This is a genomic window from Alcanivorax sp. VBW004 (genome assembly GCF_009718865.1).
In the GTDB taxonomy this organism is placed as follows: Bacteria; Pseudomonadota; Gammaproteobacteria; order Pseudomonadales; family Alcanivoracaceae; genus Alcanivorax.
This window is the reverse complement of sequence record NZ_WNHC01000001.1, coordinates 307,188-330,485: the sequence shown is the minus strand read 5'-3', so window position 1 is coordinate 330,485 and position 23,298 is coordinate 307,188. Positions and strand designations below refer to the sequence as shown.

The 23,298-nt window shown below is 59.8% G+C and carries 22 protein-coding genes; 9 read left to right on the top strand and 13 right to left on the bottom strand.

Annotated features, from left to right (window positions below; genetic code table 11):
- Positions 1–25 precede the first annotated feature (25 nt).
- The 4 genes from F1529_RS01570 (at position 26) to F1529_RS01555 (ending at position 4,029) form a co-directional block, all read left to right on the top strand.
- Positions 26–1,441, top strand: coding sequence for an amidase (locus F1529_RS01570; RefSeq protein ID WP_155131505.1), 1,416 nt, complete (start codon positions 26–28; stop codon positions 1,439–1,441).
- Positions 1,395–2,405: an SDR family oxidoreductase gene (locus tag F1529_RS01565; RefSeq protein WP_155131502.1), complete on the top strand. Its 1,011-nt coding sequence runs from the start codon at positions 1,395–1,397 to the stop codon at positions 2,403–2,405. Before F1529_RS01570 ends, F1529_RS01565 begins: the two co-directional genes overlap by 47 nt.
- 72 nt (positions 2,406–2,477) lie before the next feature.
- Positions 2,478–2,747: a YdeI/OmpD-associated family protein gene (locus F1529_RS01560; RefSeq protein ID WP_007149738.1), complete on the top strand. Its 270-nt coding sequence runs from the start codon at positions 2,478–2,480 to the stop codon at positions 2,745–2,747.
- Between the two features lie 937 nt (positions 2,748–3,684).
- Positions 3,685–4,029 (top strand): hypothetical protein, encoded by a 345-nt coding sequence (locus F1529_RS01555; RefSeq protein ID WP_155131499.1) that lies wholly within the window; start codon positions 3,685–3,687, stop codon positions 4,027–4,029.
- A gap of 110 nt (positions 4,030–4,139) precedes the next feature.
- Here the strand turns inward: F1529_RS01555 and rlmF are convergent, their stop codons facing one another.
- Positions 4,140–5,075, bottom strand: coding sequence for a 23S rRNA (adenine(1618)-N(6))-methyltransferase RlmF (gene rlmF, locus F1529_RS01550; protein ID WP_370456927.1), 936 nt, complete (start codon positions 5,073–5,075; stop codon positions 4,140–4,142).
- 263 nt (positions 5,076–5,338) lie between these two features.
- Between rlmF and F1529_RS01545 the strand changes: the two genes are divergently transcribed.
- The 3 genes from F1529_RS01545 to thpD all read left to right on the top strand — a co-directional run bounded on the left by F1529_RS01545 (position 5,339) and on the right by thpD (position 8,107).
- Positions 5,339–6,007, top strand: a complete 669-nt coding sequence (locus F1529_RS01545) for a DUF899 domain-containing protein (RefSeq protein ID WP_155131493.1) — start codon at positions 5,339–5,341, stop codon at positions 6,005–6,007.
- A 383-nt stretch (positions 6,008–6,390) separates the two neighbouring features.
- Complete coding sequence (locus tag F1529_RS01540; protein WP_155131490.1) at positions 6,391–6,846, top strand: SRPBCC family protein; 456 nt, start codon at positions 6,391–6,393, stop codon at positions 6,844–6,846.
- Between the two features lie 328 nt (positions 6,847–7,174).
- Positions 7,175–8,107 (top strand): ectoine hydroxylase, encoded by a 933-nt coding sequence (gene thpD / locus F1529_RS01535; RefSeq protein ID WP_155131487.1) that lies wholly within the window; start codon positions 7,175–7,177, stop codon positions 8,105–8,107.
- Positions 8,108–8,228: 121 nt separating this feature from the next.
- Here thpD and mmsB read toward each other — a convergent pair whose 3' ends face one another.
- From mmsB to F1529_RS01520, 3 genes are all read right to left on the bottom strand, one after another.
- On the bottom strand, positions 8,229–9,131 hold the full coding sequence (mmsB, locus tag F1529_RS01530; protein WP_155131484.1) for a 3-hydroxyisobutyrate dehydrogenase: 903 nt from the start codon (positions 9,129–9,131) through the stop codon (positions 8,229–8,231).
- A 79-nt stretch (positions 9,132–9,210) separates the two neighbouring features.
- On the bottom strand, positions 9,211–10,362 hold the full coding sequence (locus F1529_RS01525; RefSeq protein WP_370456926.1) for an acyl-CoA dehydrogenase family protein: 1,152 nt from the start codon (positions 10,360–10,362) through the stop codon (positions 9,211–9,213).
- Between the two features lie 130 nt (positions 10,363–10,492).
- Positions 10,493–11,992, bottom strand: coding sequence for a CoA-acylating methylmalonate-semialdehyde dehydrogenase (locus F1529_RS01520; protein ID WP_039926647.1), 1,500 nt, complete (start codon positions 11,990–11,992; stop codon positions 10,493–10,495).
- 136 nt (positions 11,993–12,128) lie between these two features.
- On the opposite strand from F1529_RS01520, the gene F1529_RS01515 reads away from it, so the two are divergent.
- Entirely contained in the window at positions 12,129–13,034 is a 906-nt protein-coding gene (locus F1529_RS01515) for an AraC family transcriptional regulator (RefSeq protein WP_230457675.1), read from the top strand.
- 26 nt (positions 13,035–13,060) lie between these two features.
- On the opposite strand, the gene F1529_RS01510 is transcribed toward F1529_RS01515, so the two are convergent.
- The 8 genes from F1529_RS01510 to F1529_RS01475 all read right to left on the bottom strand — a co-directional run bounded on the left by F1529_RS01510 (position 13,061) and on the right by F1529_RS01475 (position 21,103).
- On the bottom strand, positions 13,061–13,786 hold the full coding sequence (locus F1529_RS01510) for a DUF1963 domain-containing protein (protein ID WP_155131478.1): 726 nt from the start codon (positions 13,784–13,786) through the stop codon (positions 13,061–13,063).
- A 153-nt stretch (positions 13,787–13,939) separates the two neighbouring features.
- The gene (locus tag F1529_RS01505) at positions 13,940–14,929 is read right to left on the bottom strand and encodes an HlyD family secretion protein (protein WP_155131475.1); all 990 of its coding nucleotides are present in this window, start codon (positions 14,927–14,929) and stop codon (positions 13,940–13,942) included.
- 28 nt (positions 14,930–14,957) lie between these two features.
- On the bottom strand, positions 14,958–15,158 hold the full coding sequence (locus tag F1529_RS01500) for a DUF1656 domain-containing protein (protein WP_007148706.1): 201 nt from the start codon (positions 15,156–15,158) through the stop codon (positions 14,958–14,960).
- A complete protein-coding gene (locus F1529_RS01495) occupies positions 15,148–17,256 on the bottom strand; it encodes an FUSC family protein (RefSeq protein WP_230457674.1) in 2,109 nt (702 codons plus the stop codon). Before F1529_RS01495 ends, F1529_RS01500 begins: the two co-directional genes overlap by 11 nt.
- A 10-nt stretch (positions 17,257–17,266) precedes the next feature.
- A complete protein-coding gene (locus tag F1529_RS01490) occupies positions 17,267–17,773 on the bottom strand; it encodes a MarR family winged helix-turn-helix transcriptional regulator (RefSeq protein WP_370456925.1) in 507 nt (168 codons plus the stop codon).
- A 129-nt stretch (positions 17,774–17,902) separates the two neighbouring features.
- Entirely contained in the window at positions 17,903–19,372 is a 1,470-nt protein-coding gene (locus F1529_RS01485) for a GTPase/DUF3482 domain-containing protein (RefSeq protein ID WP_155131469.1), read from the bottom strand.
- On the bottom strand, positions 19,372–20,745 hold the full coding sequence (locus F1529_RS01480) for a DUF2868 domain-containing protein (RefSeq protein ID WP_155131466.1): 1,374 nt from the start codon (positions 20,743–20,745) through the stop codon (positions 19,372–19,374). The genes F1529_RS01485 and F1529_RS01480 overlap by 1 nt, the downstream gene beginning before the upstream one ends.
- Positions 20,746–20,767: 22 nt before the next feature.
- On the bottom strand, positions 20,768–21,103 hold the full coding sequence (locus F1529_RS01475; protein WP_155131463.1) for a hypothetical protein: 336 nt from the start codon (positions 21,101–21,103) through the stop codon (positions 20,768–20,770).
- 188 nt (positions 21,104–21,291) lie between these two features.
- Between F1529_RS01475 and F1529_RS01470 the strand changes: the two genes are divergently transcribed.
- Positions 21,292–22,068 (top strand): ATP-binding protein, encoded by a 777-nt coding sequence (locus F1529_RS01470; RefSeq protein ID WP_155131460.1) that lies wholly within the window; start codon positions 21,292–21,294, stop codon positions 22,066–22,068.
- 113 nt (positions 22,069–22,181) lie between these two features.
- Here F1529_RS01470 and F1529_RS01465 read toward each other — a convergent pair whose 3' ends face one another.
- A complete protein-coding gene (locus F1529_RS01465) occupies positions 22,182–23,210 on the bottom strand; it encodes an alpha/beta hydrolase (RefSeq protein ID WP_007151635.1) in 1,029 nt (342 codons plus the stop codon).
- Between the last annotated feature and the right edge of the window lie 88 nt (positions 23,211–23,298).

Genomic DNA, 23,298 nt, shown 5'->3' with positions numbered 1-23,298 from the left:
AATAACAACCTGCCCGTGAGAGACCATGACACAGCACACGCTTCACGCCTTTACCGATGACGCCCTGGGCACCGATGATGCCACCGCCCTGGCAGAACGCCTGCAGCGCGGCGACATCAGCACAACCGACGCCACCGAGGCCGCCATCGCCCGCTTGCAGCGGGTCAATCCCACCCTCAACGGGCTGGTGCTGGACACCTATGCAGAAGCGCGAGGACGAGCCAACAACAAGCATTTTGAGGGCTTTTTTGCCGGCGCTCCCAGCTTGATCAAGGACAATATCGACCTGCGCGGCCTGCCCACCGGCCATGGCAGTGCCGCCGTGGGCGGCAAGCCCATGAAGAAAACCAGCGTACTGGCGAAGCAGTATCTCGCTCAGGGTTTTAACTTGCTGGGCAAGACCACCCTGCCCGCCTTCGGCTTTACCGCCTCCACCGAGATGGCTCACGCCCCGGCCACCCGCAACCCCTGGCACCTGAACCACTCCGCCGGCGGTTCTTCCGGCGGCAGCGCCGCACTGGTGGCCGCGGGCGCCGTGCCCATTGCCCACGGCAACGACGGCGGCGGCTCCATTCGCATCCCCGCCGCCGTCTGCGGCCTGGTGGGCCTGAAAAGTACCCGTGGGCGCCTGGTCACCCAGGAAGCCGCCAAAGCCTTGCCAGTCAACATCATCAGTGATGGCGTACTCACACGCACCGTACGCGACACCGCCAACTTCTTCGCCGAAGCCGAAAAGTACTATCGCAACAGCAAGCTCCCCGCTGTCGGGCACGTCACCGGCCCCGGCAAACAGCGGCTACGCATCGGCCTGATGGTGGACTCCATCGCCGGCGACCCCACCTGCCCGCAAACCCGCGCCGCCGTGGAAACCGCCGCCAAGCAGCTGTCCGATCTAGGGCATCATGTGGACGTGGCTCGCATCGATTTACCGCAACGTTTCGTGGACGACTTCCTACTTTACTGGGCCATGCTGGCTTTCTTCGTCAGTAAATTCGGCCGCGCCCTTTTCCCTCAGGGGTTCGATAGTCAGCAGCTGGACCCGCTTTCACAGGGTCTGGCCCGCTATTACCGTCAACGCTTCCTGAAAACCCCCGGCATGCTGCGCCAGCTTCGCCAGAGCCAGGCCCGCTACGCAGAAGTATTCAACCAGTACGACGTGGTGCTCACCCCGGTGCTGGCCCACACCACGCCGGAGCTGGGCTATCTGGGCGCCGATGTGGACTTCGACACCCAGCTGGAACGCCTGCTGCGTTACACCACCTTCACCCCGGCCAACAACGCCTCCGGCAGCCCGGGCCTGTCCCTGCCGCTGGGCCAGGCCGACAACGGCCTGCCCATCGGCGTCCAGCTCAACGGCCGTCACGGCGAGGAGCGCACCTTGCTGGAGCTGGCGTTTGAACTGGAACAGGTACAGCCGTTTATCCGGCTTGATCAACACTGATACACAAGCCAATTCAATACACAAAAGGATCATCATGACGCTGTCATCCACATTCAATCGCAACAGCACCGCCGACCAAGTGCTGGAAGGAAAGAACCTGTCAGGGAAAATCGCCATGGTGACCGGCGCCAATGGCGGCATTGGCTATGAAACGGCCCGTTCTCTGGCTGCAGCCGGGGCGCTTGTTATCCTGGCCTGCCGAAATCCAACCCTTGGCGAAGATGCCATTTCCAGCATTCGCCGCGACCACCCCGATGCCCAGGTTGAACTGGTCTCTCTGGACCTTGCCGATCCAGCCAGCATCCAAGCCTGTCTGGAGGATATTGCCCAACGTGAGCACATTCCCCAACTGGACATACTCATCTGCAATGCCGGCTCCATGTCGACCAAATATCGGCTAACCGATCAGGGAATCGAGCGAACCGTGGCCGTCTGCCACCTGGGCCATTTCATGCTGACCAAAGGGTTGCTCGACACGATCCTCAAGGCGCCAGCCCCTCGTGTCGTCATGGTCTCCAGCGAATCACACCGGTATCCCTTGCGGCTGAACTTCGACAACCTGCTTGTGGCCAAAAAACAAAACCGCATAACCGCCTTTAATGCCTATGGCCAAGCCAAGCTGTGCAATGCCCTGATGGCGCTGGAACTCCAGCAGCGCTATGGCAGCCAAGGCCTCACCGCGTGCGCCGTACACCCCGGCGCGCTGGTCACCACCGGATTCGGCCGTGAATCCTGGCTGACCCAGGCACTCTTCACACTGGTCAGCCCCCTTACCAAAACACCGCATCAAGGCGCCGCCACCAGCGTCCTGTGTGCCACCCATGACAATGCTGAAGACATCGCTGGCGGCTATTTTTCCCATTGCCGGGCCGCACGGCCTTCAGCAGAAGCGGGCAATACAGACGTCGCAAAAAAACTGTGGGATTTTTCAGAGCATCATATGCACAATTATGCCAACGTCTGAAAATATGTAGACGTAGAACCAACCACAACCAGCAAACCGGGTAACCGTGGCGGCAACAGGGAGGAGGCCATCATGAAAAACAGCACCATCAGCGGTGGCGTCGTCCACGCCTTGCCCGACGACTTGCGGCAAACCCTGCAAACCGATCCAGCCATGCTCACCCAGTGGGAGGACATCACCCCACTGGCGCGCAACGAATGGATCTGCTGGATAGAAGACGCCAAGAAAGCCGACACTCGACGGGGTCGCATTACCCGTGCCCAGGAAAATCTCACCGCCGGCAAACGCCGCCCCTGTTGCTGGCCGGGCTGCCCCCACCGTGAACGCACCGGCAAGGCGTAAAAACTTCGCTTCTGATCTGGGCACCGCCCGCCGGGCCAACCGGATGCACGAGAAACCGCGAGCTGCCTGAGAATGACGACGTACTAACATAAGACCAGCAGAGTGCTGGCTTGCTTTTTTTCAGCAGAAACGGCCCCGCTTACGCACCGCACCCGCCACAATTTTCTTTATAATCAAGTACCTTGTTGTCATCCAATAGATGACAACTCTCCAGGAGTTATATAGAACGCTCCTTTTAACTGCGTTTAGGCAATTAGCTATAGCATCGCAACCTATTGTTATGGCAGGATTTTTGTGGTTAAGGGAGCACAGCTCCAGAGTTATAAGGAACCGGGTTATGCGGAACGTTCTAATTAATACGCTGTTAGGCAAAATATGAAATACGTTCTGATAATCATCGTCATCTTTTGTGTAGGCTGCTCGTCTGCGATTCGAGATCGTAGTTACGTTGCGATAAACGGTGAGGGTTGGGAGATCCAGAACGGACGTGCGAGCTACGATTGTGGACTTTCTGTATTGTCTCTCGGAAGTGTAGCGGAATCTCGGCTCTTCGTAGCTGGACCTGTCGTTCCTTTGGTTCCGTTTACGCATGAATATCCTGGCTACCTTACAATCACTGCTTCGGAGTCTGAATCGTGTCCCACTATTATATTAGGCGACTCAGAATTAGAGGCATATGAAAATCACCAGGACGAACAAGACATCACGTGCCAGTACAAGCTTGGCAGGATAAATGATAAAGATGAAGTCGTTTTGGAGTTTTCGCAAGGCCCTTCATGCAAGGCAAATCCTTTGCGGTTTAAGCAGAAAAAAAGCTGGGATTATTGCCTTGTGTGCAGCGCCTAACAAATCGCGCCAGTCTGACAGACATAAACACCGGCCTAGAAAACAGGCCGCCACTTATGGCTACAGCTGCGCTCGACATTGAACGTCAATTATGGACAGAGTTTTTACCGATGAATCAGCGTTGAAGCGGTATGCCTCAAAAGCGATTGAGCTGGCTGGTTCATTGCTTGAGTCTGATGCAGACTATCTAGAGAAGGTACTGGAGCTGAATTCCATTGGTACTTGTCTTGTCGGCGAAGTTTGGGAGACGGAGTTCCATGTTTTTGGCGTAATCGCGTCTGATACGGATCATTTTCCAACAAAGAAGGTTCGCCCGCTATGTTCTGCCGCCATGCTGGAAAAATCCGATAATGAGTTGCGTGAAATTATTAACTCATACAGAACGGAGGTTTCGGATGCGTGCCGTCGAATTGTATCCAAGTACCAAAACGTATAACCAGTCAATTAAGTTTTTTGCGGCGTTCGGCCTCCACCCCCCCTGCCGGGGCGCCGCTTAGCTTGGCGTTAAGCGAAATTACGCCCCCCCGTTACATATTTCCAATTCATCTAATGGGCAAATGTCCAGGCCAGCACTCGAGCAACCTTGTTACCCTGCTTCATCTCAATTTCCCGTATATCAACGGCACCGACCTTCAGCATCAATTTCTTCAAAGGTCTCAAATTGTCGGATTTTGAAACCAGGCTGGTAAACCAGCGGCATTGCGGTGAATACACCTGGCTTTCTCTTACCATTTTCTTGAGAAACAACAGCTCGCCGCCCTTGCACCAGAGCTCAGCGCCCTGACCACCAAAATTGAGATTCGACGCCTTTTTTTTCACCTTTGCCTCACCGCGATTGCGCGCAAGGTTCGAGGCTTTCATTTGGCTACTTTTCAGTGCCTCATCCTGCGAGGCATGGAAAGGCGGGTTGCATACGCTGACATCAAACCACTCTCCCGGCTGGATGATACCTTCAAAACTATGGTTCTTGTCGTTTTGGGTGCGCAGGGTGAAGCGCTCTTTGAGGTCGGGATTACTGTCGATAATCGCAGCCACATTTGCAAGCGACTGAGCGTTAATGTCACTACCGACGCACTGCCAGCCGTAAATCCGGCAGGCCAGTAGCGGATAGATGCCGTTTGCGCCAGTGCCGATATCAAGCAGCTTGGTGTCGGGATTTTCAGGCCCAATCAGATCGGCAATGTAATGGATATAGTCCGCCCTGCCCGGGATGGGAGGGCAAAGTGCACCGTCCGGAATATCCCAATCGGCAATGTTGTAGTATCGCTTTAGTAACGCGGCGTTGAGTGCCTTGACTGCCAACGGGTTTGAGAAATCGATGGAAAGATCGCCGTAAGGATTCGGCTTCACATGGGAAGCCAACGCCGGGTAGCTAGTTACCAGAGCAGGAAAATCATAACCCTGGTTGTGCAGGTTTCTCGGGTGCAGACCTTTGCGAACCGGGTTGGACTGGCTTTTCTTGCTTCGCTGGCGGGTGCTCACAATTACAGGCCTGAGGCGGAGAGTTAACAATTAGAGTAGATGCAAATTAGCCAGTGATTATAGTGTTTTATGTGTCTCGGGCATAATCGACAGTCTGGGAACCTTGGAGTCAGATTTTGACCCCAATGCTTCCGCCTTCCCCAGAGCTTCCATCTTTTGACTGACAACCCCAACGGCATACACTGACAGAGTCAGAGCCGTGTCGAAATCAGCCAGGCCCATTCGATCATGAAGTCAATCACCCTGAAAAAGGAGCCATGCTCATGACCTCGGATAAAACTGCGCTGCCGCAAATCACCTCCCAAAAGGAGTGGGAAACCTCTCTACAGGCCCTGCTTGCCAGGGAGAAGGCATTGACCCGAATGCAGGATGAACTGGCTGCCGAACGCCGCCGGTTACCGATGGTGCCCGTGGAAGAGAACTACACCTTCACGGGGCCGCAGGGAGAGGTAGGGCTGGTGGATCTGTTTGCGGGGCGTCGGCAATTGATTGTCTATTGCGCCATGCTGGAGCCTAGCGCCACTCCCTGCGAGGGGTGCTCCATGGTGATGGACAACATTGGCCATAATCTTGCCCACGTTAACGCCAGGGATACGACGTTCGTGTTCACCTCGCCGGCGCCGCAACAGGATATTCTGGCCCTGCAAAAGCGTATGCACTGGCAAGCGCCCTGGTATACCGATCACCAGCGGCATTTCGCGGATGCGTTCGGCGCCGGCAAGGGGTTTGCGATCAACGTGTTTATCCGCGACGACGACAACCAGGTCTATCGCACCTACTTCAGTAGCAATCGTGGTGGCGAGCTATTCGATACCCATTTCCGTCTGCTGGATATCACTCCGTACGGTCGCCAGGAACAGTGGGAAGACTCGCCCGCTGGCTGGCCACAAAGCGCGCCCTATCGATGGTGGCGCATGCACGATGACTACTAGTCACAAGCACGCTTGAGGGAACCTTGGAGTCAGGTCTTACCCCGTGCGTGCGCATGATCACTTGCACACGGCTCGAGACTTGACTCCAGTGTTTTATTCCATTCCTCCAGATTCTTTCCTGAACGTTCAGGCTCGCCCATATTTCCCATTACAGGAATGTCGGATTACGGCTTCGCCTAATACGACCTACACAAGACGCTCATCGCGCTCTGCTCCCGGTGCTCACGTTTTTCCAATGGCACTGCGAGGTCCAAAGGCGTCACTCCGGTTTTTATTGCCCCGATGACGCACTTACATTTTTTCAGGCTACCTTGTCGATTTTCGCCATGCCAGTTCGACTGGTCAGTAACAACACGTCCGTTAATACGATTAAGGAGACCGACATGGCAGAAGCAACGGGGACCGTCACACTACACCGAGTACTGCGGGCACCCACTGATCGGGTGTACAAGGCATTCATTGACAAACAGGCGCTGGAATACTGGCTGCCGCCCTACGGCTTCACGGGAACCGTGCATGAAATAGACGCCAGCGTTGGGGGTGGATATCGGATGTCGTTCACCAATTTCAGTACCGGTGAATCACACTCCTTCACGGTGAAATACCTGGAGCTGGAACCCAGCAAACGCCTGTGCCACACGGACCGTTTTGACAGTGAAGAACTGCCCGGGGAAATGCGGGTAACCATTACCCTCAACGAAGCACCCTGCGGCACGGAGCTTCGCATTACCCAGGAAGATATCCCTGCGGTGATTCCGGAAGCCATGTGTTACCTGGGTTGGCAGGAATCACTGGCGCAACTGGCCAGACTGGTGGAGCCCGACATCCCTGAGGGGTAATTCGCCTCAGAAAGAATAATCCCGTCACCGGCACCCCATTGCGCAAGCGCGAGGGGCTGGCGTCTTTGTGCATACTGCACGGCTTCAGGCATCGCTTTTCACAAGCATCCAGCCCTTCGCGGGGTTGAAACTCTCGTTATAGCCCTTAGTCTCACGCACCCGGCCCTGCTTTAGCCGGGGCGTGCGCACAGGCAGGCTCCCTGCCTCCGCCCTGTGTGGCGCCTTTTTCTGCCCCGGCCGTGCGGGGATGTGTTACCCACGGAGACAACCAGGAAGCCTCATCGCAAGGCTGTTTCTGATTTCTGCACCAGATTACGGAGGTGATTTGATGTCAGCGCAGAACCTGACTTGCCCGGCCCCGATTTCGGCCGACCCCTACCCCACCCGGTTGCACCAGCACCCGGAACAACCCTGGCGCGATCGCCGGGAACATACCGTAAAAGGCCGCCATCTGCCCGGCCCGTTGACTGAACAGCAGCTTGATCGCTTTGAGGAAAACGGCTTTTTGTTCGAGCCCGGCTTTCTGCCGGCTGATGAGGTAGCCACGCTGACCAAGGCAATGAGCGAGTTGCTCAACCGGGATGACTACCGAGGCCAGCCTTTCACGATCACTGAGCAGGACAGTCAGGAGATCCGGTCCGTGTTTGCCGTGCACTTTCTGCACCGGGCATTTCAGCACCTGGTCCGCGATCCCCGCCTGACTCAACGTGTGGAGCAGATTCTCGGCGGTGGCCACTATGTTCACCAGTCGCGCATCAACTACAAGCCTGGATTCAAGGGCAAGGGATTCAACTGGCACTCAGATTTTGAAACCTGGCATGCGGAAGACGGCATGCCGGCCATGCATGCGGTAAGCGCCTCCATCATTCTGACGGACAATCACCTGTTCAACGGCCCCCTGATGCTGATCCCCGGCTCCCACCAACACTTTGTTCCCTGCGTGGGCCCAACACCGGAGGAACATCACAAGCAGTCACTGAAGACCCAACAGATCGGTGTGCCTTCAGAACACGCGCTGACGAAAATGATACACCGCTACGGTATCGAGGCCCCCACCGGCCCGGCGGGCAGCTTGCTGCTGTTTGACTGCAACACCCTGCACGGCTCCAACGCCAATATATCACCGGACCCACGCAGCAATGTGTTCTTTGTTTTTAATCGCCGGGACAACGCCTGTGGCGAACCCTATGCGGCGAACAAACGTCGGCCACGATTTCTCGGCCATGAACCGGATAGGCTTTGGCAAGCGGAAGATAATTAATAGTTAATACTGAATAATTCACGACAAAAGCCTTCGACAACTTAAAAAAACAAAGGCCGCGTCCACAGTCTATGGCGCGGCCTTTTTTTTGTTTTCGTTATTAATTATTAACTATTCATTATTAATTGCTTTCTTTACTTTCTTTGTGGCGAAAAAACCGCTGAATACTGGAAAAATCTTTTTCAGAGTAGCCATGATTTCCATGAGCGGCGTAGAGGCTTTTTGCCAAGTTGCCCATGGGCGTGGCGGATTGGGTGCTCAGGCCTGCCTGCAGCGCCAGCCCCAGATCCTTGTTCATCAACTTTACCGCAAAACCGCCTTCATAGCCTTTGGATGACGGCACGTTTTCCATCACACCCGGCCAGGGATTGTACTTGTCCAGTGACCAGTTATCGCCGGAGCTGGCTTTCATGATGTCGGAAAGAACGGCGGGGTCCAGGCCGTGGTCGGCGCCCATTTGCAGGGCTTCGGCGGTGCCGATCATGTGGATAGCCAGCAACATGTTATTGCAGATTTTTGCCAGTTGGCCGGCACCGTTGTCCCCGGCACGAAACACCTGGGCGCCCATGCATTCCAACACCGGACGGGCACGATCGATGGCATCTTCCGGGCCACCACAGATAAAAGTGAGCGTACCGGCCTTGGCACCGCCAACGCCGCCGGAGACCGGCGCATCGATCATTACCCTGCCCTGCTCCCTGGCAATGACGGCCACGTCACGGGCGGTGTCGGCATCGATGGTGGAGCAGTCGATAATCAGGGCGCTTTTATCAATGTGCGACAGCACACCCTCCTCTCCCAGGTACAGACCACGAACCGCACCCGCTGACGGCAGCATGCTGACAACCACGTCGACTCCGGCGACAGCATCAACCGCACTACTCGCCGCCCTGGCACCTTCCTGAACGACGGTTTCCAGCAAGGCGGGCATCAGGTCAAACGCCACCACCTCATGGCCGGCCTTGACCAGATTGGCGGCCATGGGCCCACCCATATGGCCGACACCGAAGAATCCGATTTTCATAGCGCACTCCTTATCATTATCGCACCACGCTTCAGGCACCATGAATGCACGCGTGCCAGCATGTTGCTTGTTGCGTTTCTTATAAAAAAGATAAATCTTTCAGCACATTGCGCGCGATGATCACTCGCATGATTTCATTGGTTCCTTCCAGAATCTGGTGCACCCGCGTATCGCGCACATAACGCTCCAGTGGGTACTCACTGATATAGCCGTAACCGCCATGCAGCTGCAGCGCCTGGTTGCAGACGTTGAAACACAAGTCCGTTGCCAGGCGTTTTGCCATGGCGCACAACATGCTTTTATCGCTGTGATTCTGATCCAGTTTCCAGGCCGCCAGGCGGACCATTTGCTGCGCCGCCACTAACTCCGTGGCCATGTCGGCCAGAGTGAATTGTACGGTCTGAAAATCGCCAATGGCCTGGCCAAACTGTTTGCGTTCCTGCACGTATTGCTGCGCCTGATGCAACGCCGCCTGGGCCGCCCCCAGAGAGCAGCTGGCGATATTGATACGGCCACCATCCAGGCCGGCCATGGCGATACGAAAGCCCTGCCCTTCTTCACCGATCAGGCAGTCCGCAGGAATGCGGGCGTCTTCGAGAATCACTGCCCGGGTAGGCTGGCTTTTCCAGCCCATCTTGGCTTCGTTACGGCCGTAGCTGATGCCCGGCGTATCCGCCGGCACGGCAAAGCAGGAAATGCCCCCTGCACCAGGTCCGCCGGTACGTGCCATCAACACCAACACATCGGTATCGCCCGCGCCGGAAATAAACGCCTTGGCGCCATTCAGCACATAATCATCGCCGTCTTTTTTTGCGGTGGTGCTTAACGATGCGGCATCGGAACCGGCACCCGGTTCGGTAAGGCAATAGGACGCCAGCTTTTCACCGCTCATTAACACGTCGGCCCAACGGGCTCGGGTGGTGTCGTTACCGAAACGGGTGAGCATCCAGGTGGCCATATTGTGGATGGTGATGAAGGCGGTGGTGGAGGTGCAGCCCTGGGAGAGCTGCTCAAAGATCAACGCCGCATCCAGCCGACTCAATCCCATGCCGCCGTGTTTTTCATCGCAGTACAGGGAGCAGAAGCCCAACGCCCCGGCTTCGCGAATGGCGTCTTTTGGGAAGAGGCTATTGGCATCCCATTCTGCGGCGAAAGGCGCCAGCGCTTTTTCAGAAAACTGCCGTGCCGTTTCCCGGAATGCCTGTTGTTCTTCAGTGAAAGAAAAGTCCACGCATTGATCCTTTCAAGACCGTTTAATCATTCAAGACCCTGCCGAAGGAGCGCAGCGAATAAAGTCGCTGGCGGCGCGATAACCTGACGCTGGAATCGCGCCGCAAGCGACGCTCCTACGGAAAACCCCGTCACTTCAAATTAATGCTCATATTCGGCCCTGCTGCCGCCGGAATATCCGAATCGAACCAGCGGCTGGTGACGGTCTTGGTTTCGGTATAGAAACGCACACCCTGCTTGCCATAAGCGTGCTGATCACCGTAGAACGATCCTTTCCAGCCGGTGAAGCTGAAGAACGGCAGCGGCACCGGGATCGGCACATTGATCCCCACCTGCCCCACTTCCACTTCGTGCTGGTATTTCCGCGCGGCGGCGCCATTGGCAGTGAAGATGGAGGTACCGTTGCCGTAAGGGCTGTTGTTGACCAGTTCGAGGGCCTCATCCAGCGAGTCCACACAGACGCAGCACAACACCGGGCCGAAAATTTCTTCCCGATAGATGGACATCTCCGCGGTCACATCAGTGAACAGCGTCGGCCCGACCCAGTTGCCGTCCGGCAATCCTTCCACGGTACAGTCAGACCCATCCAGCAAACAGGTGGCGCCTTCCTGCTTGCCCTGTTCGATCATTTTCAACACCCGCTGCTTGGCCGCCGGGCTGATCTGCGGGCCGTACGCGGCCTCCGGGTCGTTCCAGGCGCCGGGGCGGATCTGTGCAAACTGGCTGGCCAGCTCGTCGATCCAGGCCTTGGAATCGCCCACAAACACCGCCACGCTGATGGCCATGCAGCGCTGCCCTGCCGCCCCGCAGGACGACCCCACCAGGCTGCTGACCACCTGCTCCTTATTGGCATCAGGCATGATCACCATGTGGTTCTTGGCGCCGGCAAAGCACTGCGCGCGCTTCATATTGTCGGTGGCAGTGCGGTACACGTGCTGCCCCACCGGCACCGAGCCCACGAACGAAACCGCCTTGATGTCCGGGTGCGACAGCAGGGTATCCACCTGCTCCTTGCCACCGTGCACCACCTGCAGCAGGCCCGGCGCTGCGCCGGCTTCCTGAAACAGTTCGGCCAGCCGATTCGGGGTCATCGGGTCCTGCTCGGAGGGCTTGAGTACGAAGGTGTTACCCGCGGCGATGGCCAGCGGGAACATCCATAGGGGAATCATGGCCGGGAAGTTGAACGGGGTGATCCCCGCACATACGCCCAGCGGCTGGGTCCAGGAATGGGTGTCGATGCTGCGGGCCACGTTTTCCACGGTTTCGCCCATCATCAGCGAGGCGATATTGGCGGCCTGCTCCGCCACTTCGATGCCACGCCACACATCCCCTTTGGCGTCCTCGAAGGTCTTGCCGGTTTCCTGGCTGAGGATTTCGGCGATCTCGTCGTGGTGCTCTTTCAGCAGCGCCTGATAGCGCAGCATCAAGCGGGCGCGTTCGGACACCGGCACTTCTTTCCAGGTCTGGAACGCGGCCTTGCCCGCCGCAATGGCCTGCTCCATTTCTCCAGCGGTAGCCGCCGGGGCTTCGCACAGGGTTTCCTGGGTGGCCGGGTTGGTTACCGCAATCCACTGGTCAGTCTGGCTGGCAACAAATTCGCCATTAATCAGCAAGGGTAATTGGTGGGCCATCGAGTTCTCCATCCTTTTTCTGGCTCCGGGCTGGGTGTGCCAGCGTGGAGCGTGTCTGCGTACCCTGTTGTAGCACAGCCTATCTGCCATGCAGATAGCCACTTTTATCGTCAGATGGACTATATTGCTGTTTATGATGAGCGAACAACGCCAAACAGCAGAAACGTCACGCTGGCCGCTACCCGCCAGCGGGCAGCGTACCGTGATCCCGCCTGCGGTACTGTCCAGTGTCAGCCAGCACCCACTTTGCGCAGGCTGCATGCCCCATGGGGTGGGATTTTATCCCCAGGCTCATGGTCATCGCATGGCACGCCAGCAACCCGCCGATGATCTGCTGATCTACTGTGTGGCCGGGGCCGGGACAGTGACGTATGAGGGCCAGAGCCAGCCGGTGGAAGCCGGTGAGCTATTGCTGTTTCCCGCCGGGCTGGCCCATCACTACCAGGCAAACCCCCAGCAGCCCTGGAGTATTTACTGGGTGCATCTGGGCGGCCATGAGGTACAGGCGTATTTCGACGAAATTGCCGGGCAACCACAAAGCGGTATCCGCAAGGTCAATGTGGGGGTGCACTCACGGCTGGCAGAGGATTTTCAGACCCTGATGGCAGCGGCCACCAACACCCAGCCGGAACACCTGATGTATGCGGCCAATCTGCTGCGCAGCCTGCTCGCCTACGCAGCCCTGATGCGCCGCCAGCACCAGGTACGCCATGCCACCCTGGATGTGAATCGGGTAAACAGTTACCTGCAAACGGCCATCGCCCGGCGCCTCAGCCTGGATGCGCTGATCGCCGCCACCAGCGATTTATCCCGCTACCATTTTATCCGTGAATATAAACGCCAGACCGGACAAACCCCCATGCAGGCATTCCAGCGTATCAAGGTCAGTCATGCCTGCTACCTGCTGGATATCAGCGAGCACAGCGTGGCCGCCATCGCGCTGCAGCTGGGGTACGACGATCCCTATTATTTTTCCCGGCTGTTCAAGAAAGTGATGCGCGTTTCGCCGCAGCAATACCGCCAGGAGAGAGGAAAAAATTGATAAAAAAGGAAACTATTTTTAAATTTTCAGGGCCGGCTGTCCCAGCTCATGGTTAACACCTGCGGATTGTTTTCACACTGAAAAACATAGGCACAACCGCTGTTTCCAAACCAGAAGGGCAGGGTGTCGGTGGAATCAATCTGAAAAATAAATTTCATGGGTTTGTTGCAACAGGAACAGGGCGGGTAGTCCACGTCCGTCACCCAGTGAGGCCAGCCAAGAAATTTATCGCCCGCATGCGGGGCAGGGCGGTGGGCCTGGAGCAGGGCGACCATGCCATCCGGCACATCCTCATTGATAGCCACCGTTTCCTGACGATCAGGAAAATCCACCATGCACTGCCAGCCGGTCAGCGCCTGCTCGACAAACGCATCCGGTATGCCCACCGGCAGGGCATCAAAACCATCGGCCTGCTGACGGGGAATCATCCGTACCAGGCTGGCATCAGAGAAGGGCAGGTGCGCATGCCCCAGCACTTCACAATCTTCTTCCCCGTTGGTGCAGTAAAACACCTGCAACACCCCGTCGCCGAACCCCGTGCGGGCATCCACCGGCAGGTCATGGGAGTCGAGTTGCACAAACAGCTGCATGGGCTGATGACAGTGGCCACAGCAGGGCCAGGATTCGTCCGCCTTCAGCAATGGCGAGCCGCCAAACTTGGACCGTGCGCCCGGCACGGCCGGGCCGACTCGGGGACGCCACCCCGGGCGGGACAGGGTGGCCAGCTTGTGTTTGATTTCTTCGGGTAACATGACTCGTCCTCGTACGGTCGTTTCATGTTCACCTTCACGCAACCTTGACGCAATGAACGACCTTCAGTTACCCGCTGCCAGGCTGATTTTTCCGGTTAAGCGGCGTGCAATTATCTGCCCCCGCCCGGTTTTCTCCTGCCACTGACGCCCGCGTCAGGACGGATTCAGGGTCAAGGTGGCGGTCATTCCCGCCGCCAGCACGGTGCCCTCGGGCAGGCTGTCTGCATCAATCGACACCCGCACCGGCACCCGCTGGGCCAGGCGCACCCAGTTAAAGGTGGGATTCACGTCTGCCAGCAGGTTGGCGCCGGTGGGGTTATCCCGGTCGGCAATACCGTGGGCGATGCTGTCCACCGTGCCCCGGGCACGGATACCGCTGAGCAGGCGCACCTGCACCGCATCGCCCACATGCACATTGGGCAGTTTGGTTTCCTCGAAGTAGCCGTACACCCAGAAATCATGGCGATCGATCAATGCCATGTGCGCCTGCCCGGCGTGGGCATAATCGCCCGGATACAGTTCCAGGTTGGTGACGTAACCGTCCACCGGGGCGCGCACTTCCGTGCGCTCCAGGTTCAGCTGCGCCAGCGCCAGGGCGGCATTGGCCTGCTGCAAGCGGGCCAGTAATTGCTGCTGGCTGGCGGTGGCCCGTTGATGGCTGGCCTGGGCTGCCTGTAGCTGGGCCTGGGCCGCATCGGCGTTACTGTGGGCGTTATCGCGCACCTCCCGGGACACCGCTTCAGCGATACGATCCCGGCGCCGGGATTCCGCCTGGCGCATGGCAAACTCGGCCCGCGCCTTGGCCGCGCTGGCTTGGGCAGCACGGATATCCGCCCCGGCCGCGCGGGCGGCCGCTTCGGCGGCGCGCTGGTCCGCTTCCGCCTGCTGCAGGGCATTCTGGTAACGGCTGCGGTCGATCACGAACAACAGATCGCCCTGCTGCACGGTCTGGTTGTCAGCCACGGCCACCTCGGTGACCAGCCCGGACACATCCGGCGCCACCTGCACCACCCGCGCCCGCACCCGGCCATCCCGGGTCCAGGGAGAATACATGTAGTGCTGCCACAGGGCCCAAGCCAGCAAAGCGGCCAGCGCCACCATAAACAGGGTGACCGAGGCCCGGATCAGGGATTGGGTTTTCATGGTTTTCTCTCCTCCGTCCTTACTTTCCTCACTGCATGGCCAGCAGCCCGAGGCCACCGAAACAGCAGAAAAACACCGCTACCCGGAACAACGGCGGGTGCCAGACATAGCGGTACAAGCCATAGCGGCCGCCCACCCAGTCCACCGCCCACTGCAGCAACAAGCTAAAGACGAACACCAGCAACAGGCTGGGCACCAAGGCATCCAGCACGGCGATTTCACGGGGCATGGGGCGCCTCCTCCTGATGCGAATGGAAATTGGGCGTCGGCGTCGCCACCAGCACCGAGCCGTTATCCAGCAAGGCCAGACGCAGCAAGTGCAGCTGGCGCAGGGCAGGGCGGTCCGTCACCGTGACCATGGCCGTATCCAGCGCCAGCAATGCACTCTGGTGGGCAACGTCCTGCTTGCCCGCATCACCGCGATAGAGGCGGGCGAAGGCCTCCAGCACCGCAGCAACAGCCGCCTGTTCGGCCAGCGGCAGGGCGATATAGCGGCGCCGTAACTCCACCACCGCCCGGCCGGTTTCATGCACCGACAACGCCCAGGGCAACCAGTCACGGGCGCGCGGCCCGGCATGTACCATGATCTGCATGAACAGATCCCGAGTGGCGCTTTCCAGGCGGTGGCGTAACCCGTTCAGCGGCGCCTCGCAGGCACGGGCCACCTGATACCGCAGCTGGCGCAACAACCGATGTCGCAACCAGCCATTGCTGGAGGCATTGCCGAACAGGCTGAAGGCCACAGCTACCGCCAGCACCCCGCCAATCTGGCTGATCGCCTCGTTGGCCACATACACCGGGTCAAACGTCATCGGGCTGTGCAGATTCAGCAGGTAGATAAAACTGAGCACATAACCGGTGCCATAGCCGGCCAGCGTCGGCCGGGTGGTGAGGTACAGCCCGGTGAGCAGAAACGGCACGGTGCCGGCCACCATCAACCCGAAACCGTCCATGTGGGTGAGCACCAGGAACTGACAAAGGAACGCCAGCGGCATGCCAGTGGCAAAGCCCAGGGTAATCTGGCGCACCACCGCCGACGGGTTTGGCGCGCTGGCAAACAGGCCGGTGAAGATCGTGGCCAGCATCATGGCACTGCCCCCATGCACCCAGCCGGACAGACTCCAGAAACTGCCCATCACCAGCATGGTTACCGTGGCCCGCACCCCACTCACCAGCGCGCCCAGGCGGTCATTACCATGCTGAAACACCACCTCTTTCTCCGCCGCCGTGGCCACACCGGGGCGACGCAACACCGCATAGGCCTGCACATAGGCCCGTAATTCCTGCAGACAACGGCCCAGCAGTTCGGCGCCGGTATCGAAATCCAGTAATTCCCGATGCGAGGTCAGCCCCTGACGCTGCTCACGGATCTTGCCGGGCAATACCCGCTCGGTCTGTTGCAACGCCAGCGACAGCCGCGCCGCAGCCTCCGGGCTGGGCTGACAATCCCCTTGCAGCGCAGTGGCGGTAAACACGCACAATTGCCTCAAGCGGTCGCGGGTGTCCCGGTGATGGGGCGCATGCATGCGGTTCATCAGATGGTGCAGGGTCTGGTAGCTGGTGGAGACCTCCATGAAATGCTGGTTGAGCTGGCGCAGACGCGGGCTGTGCGCCCGCACCCCGGCATCCTCGAACACCACGGAGCTGCGCAAGTTTTCCACCTGAATGGTCTCGCCAACAAACCGCATGTGGGCCTCTTCCAGCGCCTCACGGGCCAGCACGCCGCCCAGGCTGCCGCGCACAAACGCCAGAAAACCGCTGTATTGATCGGCCAGTTGCTGGCGCAGGGCCATGCGCAGCCGCTGGGGAAACAGCACATCCCCCACCAGCCCGGCCACCAGAATGCCCAGCATCACTTCGCTGACCCGCATCACCGCCGAATCAAACAGCTCCAGCGGATGCTGCACCACCGGCAGCACCACGATGGCCACGGTGTAGCCAGACAGCACAAAACCGTAGGACATGAAGTTGCGATACAGGGACGCCCCGGCGGCGCACAGACCAATCCACAGGGCCATACCCACCAGCAACAGTTCACGCTGCTGCGGGAACAGGCCCACCAGCGCGATAGCCACGCCACAGCCCACCAGTGTGCCCATGGCCCGGTAGAAACTTTTCGCCAGCACCATGCCACTGGCCGGGTGCATCACCAGTGCCACCGTCATCATGGTGGTGGCCGGTTGCTGCAGGTCCATGCGCATGGCCAGCCAGCCACCGATAAAAATGGCCAGCAGCGCCTTGCCCACGTAGAGCCAGTCCAGGGTCGCCTCGCGGAGCATGCCCGCCAGCGGCGGCGAGGACTCGGCGGTGTCATTGTCGGCACTCATGGCGCGGCGCTCACAGGTCCCGCTCGATCTGTTCCGCAGCGCCCAATAACCGCTTCAGCAGGGTTTCCAGCTGGGCGGTTTCCCGGGCATCGAAAGTGGCGCCGTACTGGTTCAGCAGCGAGGACATGGACGGCAGAAACTGCTCCACCAGCGCCTCCCCTTCCGGGGTCAGGGACACCAGCACGCGGCGCCGGTCCTGGGGATCGGCAAAGCGGGCCATCCAGCCCCGGTCGTAGAGAATATTGCACACCCGGGTCACGTTGGCCGACTTCTCTGCCGCCGCATCACGCAGCTGGGTGACGGTCATGCCCTCCTGCTGGCAGCCATACAGCATCATCAGCACGTTGTAGTCCGTGTGATTAAGCCCGTACTGGCGCAGCACCAGGTTGGCGGTGTCATGGACGTGCTGGGAGATGGCTTTTACCAGCCGCACCAGCATGGCCGGTTCCCGGGGGTAGCCGGGAAAGCGCTGGTGGGTCAGGTTGATGCGGTTTTCGGTGGCGTCGAAGCGGCTCACACAGCCCTCCTGAATCTTTATGAACATGATTCATAAAGTATACAACGCAATAGTACACAAATGAACTATTGCGTTGTCACCGAGTTATCGCCGCTTGGGGGTTCCCCCTATGCCACTGATATTAATAGCTTAATTGGGAGGCGCTTCGCCGGATTCCTGAAAAGGCCGTAGCTGCCACTGGGCGAACGCCTGCTGGGCCAGCTCCAGTTGCTCGATCAACCGCTGGCGTTTGCTGGGATCAAAACGGCGGCTGGCGAGGGCCTGCAGGCTTTTTTGCAGGCCATTGCGATGGCTGCGCTCCATCTGTGCCAGCCAGTGGCCCTGCGCCCCGGTAACCACCAGCACATCGCGGCCGGCGTGGTTGCGCTGGCTGACCTGATACCAATGCACCAGGGCCCGGCCCAGCACCACATAGGCAAACTGCGGGTCCCGCAGGGGGCCGTAAACCGCCTCGCGAAAGCCGCCACTGAGCGGGCCGAATTTCAGTTTGGTGAGCTTGTCGCTGTAGTAGTAGCTGCCGGCAGCACCCAGCAGCCCGCCAATCAACGCCCCGGCACCCAACGAATGCCCCAGCGCCACCGCATCAATGCCGGCACCGCCCACGGCGCCAGCGCCGAAACCGGCGGCGGCCAGCTGGGCCTTGCTGATGCCCCATAGCTGGCGGGTGCGCTCACTGAACAGGTCACCGCCTTCCGGGGTCACCAGCGCCTCTTCCTGACGCTGCAGGCGGCGATGCTGGTACAGGTCTTCCACCGCCACCCGCAGCCGTTGTTCGCGCTCACGCTGCCAGTTCTGCCAGCGCTGTTGCAGCTTGGGCAACAGGGGGCTGGCGTCTTCGAACTCACTCAGCCGTGCGGTTTCCTGATGGCCGAGCATGTCGATCAGGGCATCGGCGATGCGCTCCAGGGCCTGACTGTCGCGGCCGAACTTTAGGGCCTGCAGATACTCCAGCGCGGCATCCAGCGGTTCGCGCCAGTGGGGCGCCAGCTGGCCAAAACTGCGTAACAGGTCCAGGTGTTTTTCAAACGGGGCGCGCACCGCATCGAAGCGGCGCACGATCTGGAAATACTGGCCCAGCGCCGCCTCCCAGGCAGCACTGTGGTCGTCCGGGCCGATCTGGTTGATCAGCGCCAGGCTGGGCCGGCCGGTCCAGCGCAGGATGTTCATTTCCGCTTCGTGCTCGCGGTTATAGGGCACCGAGCCATCCACCACATAGATGATCCCGGCGCCCTCCACGATGGGCCGCAACAATTCACACTCGTCGTGGTAACGCGGGTCATCACGGTGCTGGGTCACGAAAGCGGCCACTGTCTCCGGCCGGTCTGAGGCGGACAGGCTGTGGCCCTGTAACCAGGCCAGCACTTTGCGGGGGCGTTGAAAGCCGGGGGTGTCGATCAGCTCATAGAGCGTCACCTCATCCACTTTCATCGGGTAACGGTGGCTGTCGCGGGTGGTGCCGGGCTCCATGGCGATGGCGATGCTGTCGTTCTGGGCGAGCGTCGCCACCACGCTGGACTTGCCCTTGTTGGGATGGCCCACCACGGCAAAGCGCGGCAGATCCACGGAAGGCGCGGGAGTGGGGCTGTCTGGTTCGTGCATCAGGCTTCCTGCTCCTTCTCTGCCGCAACCGGGGCACACAGCAATAACTGGCTGTCGCGCTGGCGGTCCACAAAGCGTTGCCACTGGGCGAGCAATCCCGCGTCGGCCAACGCCTCGCCACCTTCATCAGCCAATGGCACCAGCGCCAGCAGCGCCGTCACGCCCTGTTCGCGGGCATCAAAAATAAAATCGCTCAGCTCACCGGTGGGCGGTTCCCAGCCCCGGGCCACCACAATCACCGGCTGCCCGGATTCCGCCGCCTGCGCCAACACCCGGGCATCCTCATCCAGACTGCTATTGCCGCCGGCACGCAACTGCAACGGCGCCGGGTCCACCGACAGGGCGGCACCGAGTGAGGCAGACTGCAGGCCCGCGCCGGCCCAGTGAATCAGGGTGGTGCTGACAGGGAGTGGCGACAGGGCGGTGTGGGCCGGGGCCGGGGCTGCCTGCCCCTCATCGTCGCCTCGGGTGTCCACCCAGGGCGTATCGAAGCGGTAATGGAGCGGCTGCCAGCCCGGGTGGGCGCGCAGGGCACGGTGGCTTTGCCAGCGTAATTGCAGCGCCGCCAGCATCAGCAACACACAGCGGGGCAGCAGCACATACACCAGCCACAGCATCAACACGAACGGCCACCAGGTCCCCAGCAGGGCCGGGTTGGCCACGCCACTGTCCTGCTGTAGCCGGTAAAACTGGGAGGCCTCCACCAACGCCAGCGACGGTACCGCGTCCGGCCACAGGGACTGCCAGGGCAGCGCCAGCGCACTGATCCACTGGTGATAACCGACGGCGGACGCCTGCAAGGTAGTGCTCCAGCCAAACGCCAGATCCTGCACTGCCACCAGCAACAGCAAGGTCAGCAACCCGGTGAGGGCAAACATCAAACCGCCGGTGTGCGCCACCCGGGCGGATAGCACCGGGCGCAACGATGCCAACGCATCGTCATTTCCACGCCAACGGCCCAGCAGGGTGCGCCAGGGCTGCCAGCCCAGCCAGGCCTGCACGCTGGTGAACAATGCCAGCAGCCCTTGCAGACCCACCAGCGCCACCAGCAAGGTCACGTTGATCTGCTGGCCACCATCGTAATAGAGCAGGCCCAACATGAAGACCACGCCCAGCACGGCTCCCAGACCAGCAAACACCCAGCGCGCCTGACGCCAGCCACGCAGGCGCGGATCGCTGCCGCTGTCCACCTGACGCTGGCCATTGAGGGCATGCAGGGACGCCAGCCAGGCGGGCACCGTGAGCGGCTGCCGCTGTTCCTGTTGCTGCTGGGCAAAACGCCGATCACGGCGATGCAGGAACGCGTGGTTCTGATCCACATCGCGGCGATACTGGTCGTCAAAATCCAGCAGCAGGGTTAACGCGTTCGCCAAAGCGGCCTCGAGTCAGGGCAGATCAATAACGGGACGGCGCGGCGGGAGCCGCTTCATCCGCAGGTGCTGCCGGCGTCTCGGGCACCGGGCCCGGCATATTCGGGTCGTTCTTTTCCGAGGTATATTTCACGCCATCGGTGGCGCAGGCCCCACAGGCGTTGGAGAACTCACCCAGAATGCCGCCCTGCTGGTCGTAACCAAATACCGGGCGGTAATCCATGGTGCACGCATCGGGCGGATCATCCGGGCAGGTGAGCGTGTCGTTCGGCAGGCCCATGGGGTAATCGTTGTCGTACGAGGAACTACAGCCCGCCAATACCAGGGCCAGACCCGTTGCAGCCAGAACGGCAGCTTTCATATTGCTCTCCTTGTCGCGTGTGTCGGCGCGTGTGCCGCGTGCATCAGCGCACGCGTGAATGCGCATTACACAGGATATCTCTGAGACCCAAGCATAGATAAAGTTCGCTACGAACGCAGCCTGCGTTTGCCCATGGGGTGCGTTAAACTTTGGCAGCCATTATTTTTCCGTTGCCCGTGAGGCTTTGCATGCACTCCACCCATCGACCCATCGACTGGCGCCACACCCCGGCGGCCATCTGGCGTGGCCGTTCACAAACGCTGCGCCCTGTTCCTCACCCGGACCCGGTACGCCTGCATGACCTGCTCGGCATCGATACCCAGAAAGCCAAACTGGTGCAGAACACGGAACGTTTTCTGGCCGGCCAGCCCTGCAATCATGTGTTGCTGTGGGGCAGCCGTGGCACCGGCAAGTCTTCCATCGTCAAAGCCTTGCTCAATGAATACTCCCCGCGCGGACTGCGCGTGATCGAGGTGGACAAGGATGACCTGCACGACCTGCCGGACATCGTTGACGATATTCGCGATCGCAGTCAGCGCTTCATCATTTACTGTGATGACCTGTCCTTTGAAGATGGCGAAAACCAGTACAAGCATTTGAAGAGCGTGCTGGAAGGGTCACTGGAGTTGCCGCCGGAGAACGTGCGCATTTACGCCACCAGCAACCGCCGCCATCTGCTCCCCGAATACATGAAAGATAACGAGCAGACCCAGGTGGTAAACCGGGAGCTGCATCACGGCGATGTGGTGGAGGAAAAAATCTCGCTGTCCGACCGGTTCGGCCTGGGGCTGAGTTTTTATCCGATCAATGAAGCCCAGTATTTCGAGATCGTCGACCACCTGTTCGGCGCAGTGGAAGACCGGGAGCAACTGCACGTGCGGGCCCGGCGCTTTTCCATGGAGAAGGGCGTGCGCTCCGGCCGCACCGCGCGGCAGTTTTATAACCAGTTTGTGGGGGAATTTTAAAGACCCGCTGCAAGCAACAAGCTTCAAGCTACAACGCGAATCAGCCCTTGCAGTCTTGCCTGCACAGAAGTCGCGCCCAAAGCACCGGGCGCGACTTGAAGCTTGCCGCTGATCTACAACCGCTGAGCGGTGGCATCACAGATGTCATTCAACGCCTTGCGGGCTGCCGGAATCACCCCGCCCATGGAAATAAATCCATGCACCAGTTCCGGGTAATCCAGTGAGGTCACGGTGCTCCCCGCCGCACGCAGTTTTTCGGCGTACTCCAGGCCTTCATCCCGCAACGGATCCGTCGCGGTAATCACAATTGCCGGGGGCTGACCGGCCAGATCCGGGTTGCGCAGGGGGGAGATGCGATAGTCTTCGATCAGTGCCTGGTCCTGAATAAAATGGTCACGGAACCAGTGCAGCAAGGCCAGATCCAGCCCGAAACCCTGCCCCAGCGTCTGCACGGAAGGGTGGGCCAGGGCTCCGTCCGTAGTGGGGTAGATCAACACCTGCAACGCCGGCAGCGGCAGGCCTGCCAGCTTGGCCTGTTGTGACACCACCGCACTCATGCAACCGCCAGCACTATCGCCCATCACCGCTAACCGCTGCGGATCCAGGCCCAGTTGAGCGGTGTTATCCAGCAACCAGCGCCAGGCGGCAAACGAATCATCCATGCCGGTGGGCGCAGGATGCTCCGGGGCCAACCGGTAATCCACACTGAGCACCACCGCATTGGTGCGATCAGCAATATAGCGGCACAGCCGGTCGTACTCTTCCACGCCGCCCACAGTAAAACCGCCACCGTGAAAAAACAGAATGGCGGGAGCCACTCGCGGCGCATTGGCCGGGCGGTAACGACGCACCAGAATCTGGCTGCCATCGTCCACCGTGACCTGGTGATCCACCACCACGGGGAGACGAATCGGCGCCACATCCAGCAGCGCGATCATCTCCCGGTAGGTTCGCCGGGCCTGCTCCACCGTGCCTGAATCCAGCGTTGGCTTGGCGCTGCTGAGTGCCAGCAGAAAACGCAGCCGCGCATCCAGATGTGAACGACTGTGGGTTTCCAGTCCAGCAGCAAAACGCGCCAGCACCGGGCCGGGCAACGTCATCAGGGCGCGTACGGTCGCCCGCTCAAAAACAGCAGGATTCATGAGTTCTCCTTAAAAGGCCGCCACAGGCGGCATGCACCACGCGGCACGCTAAACCGGGAAACCCGCAGCCACATCTGGCGCTCAGGGC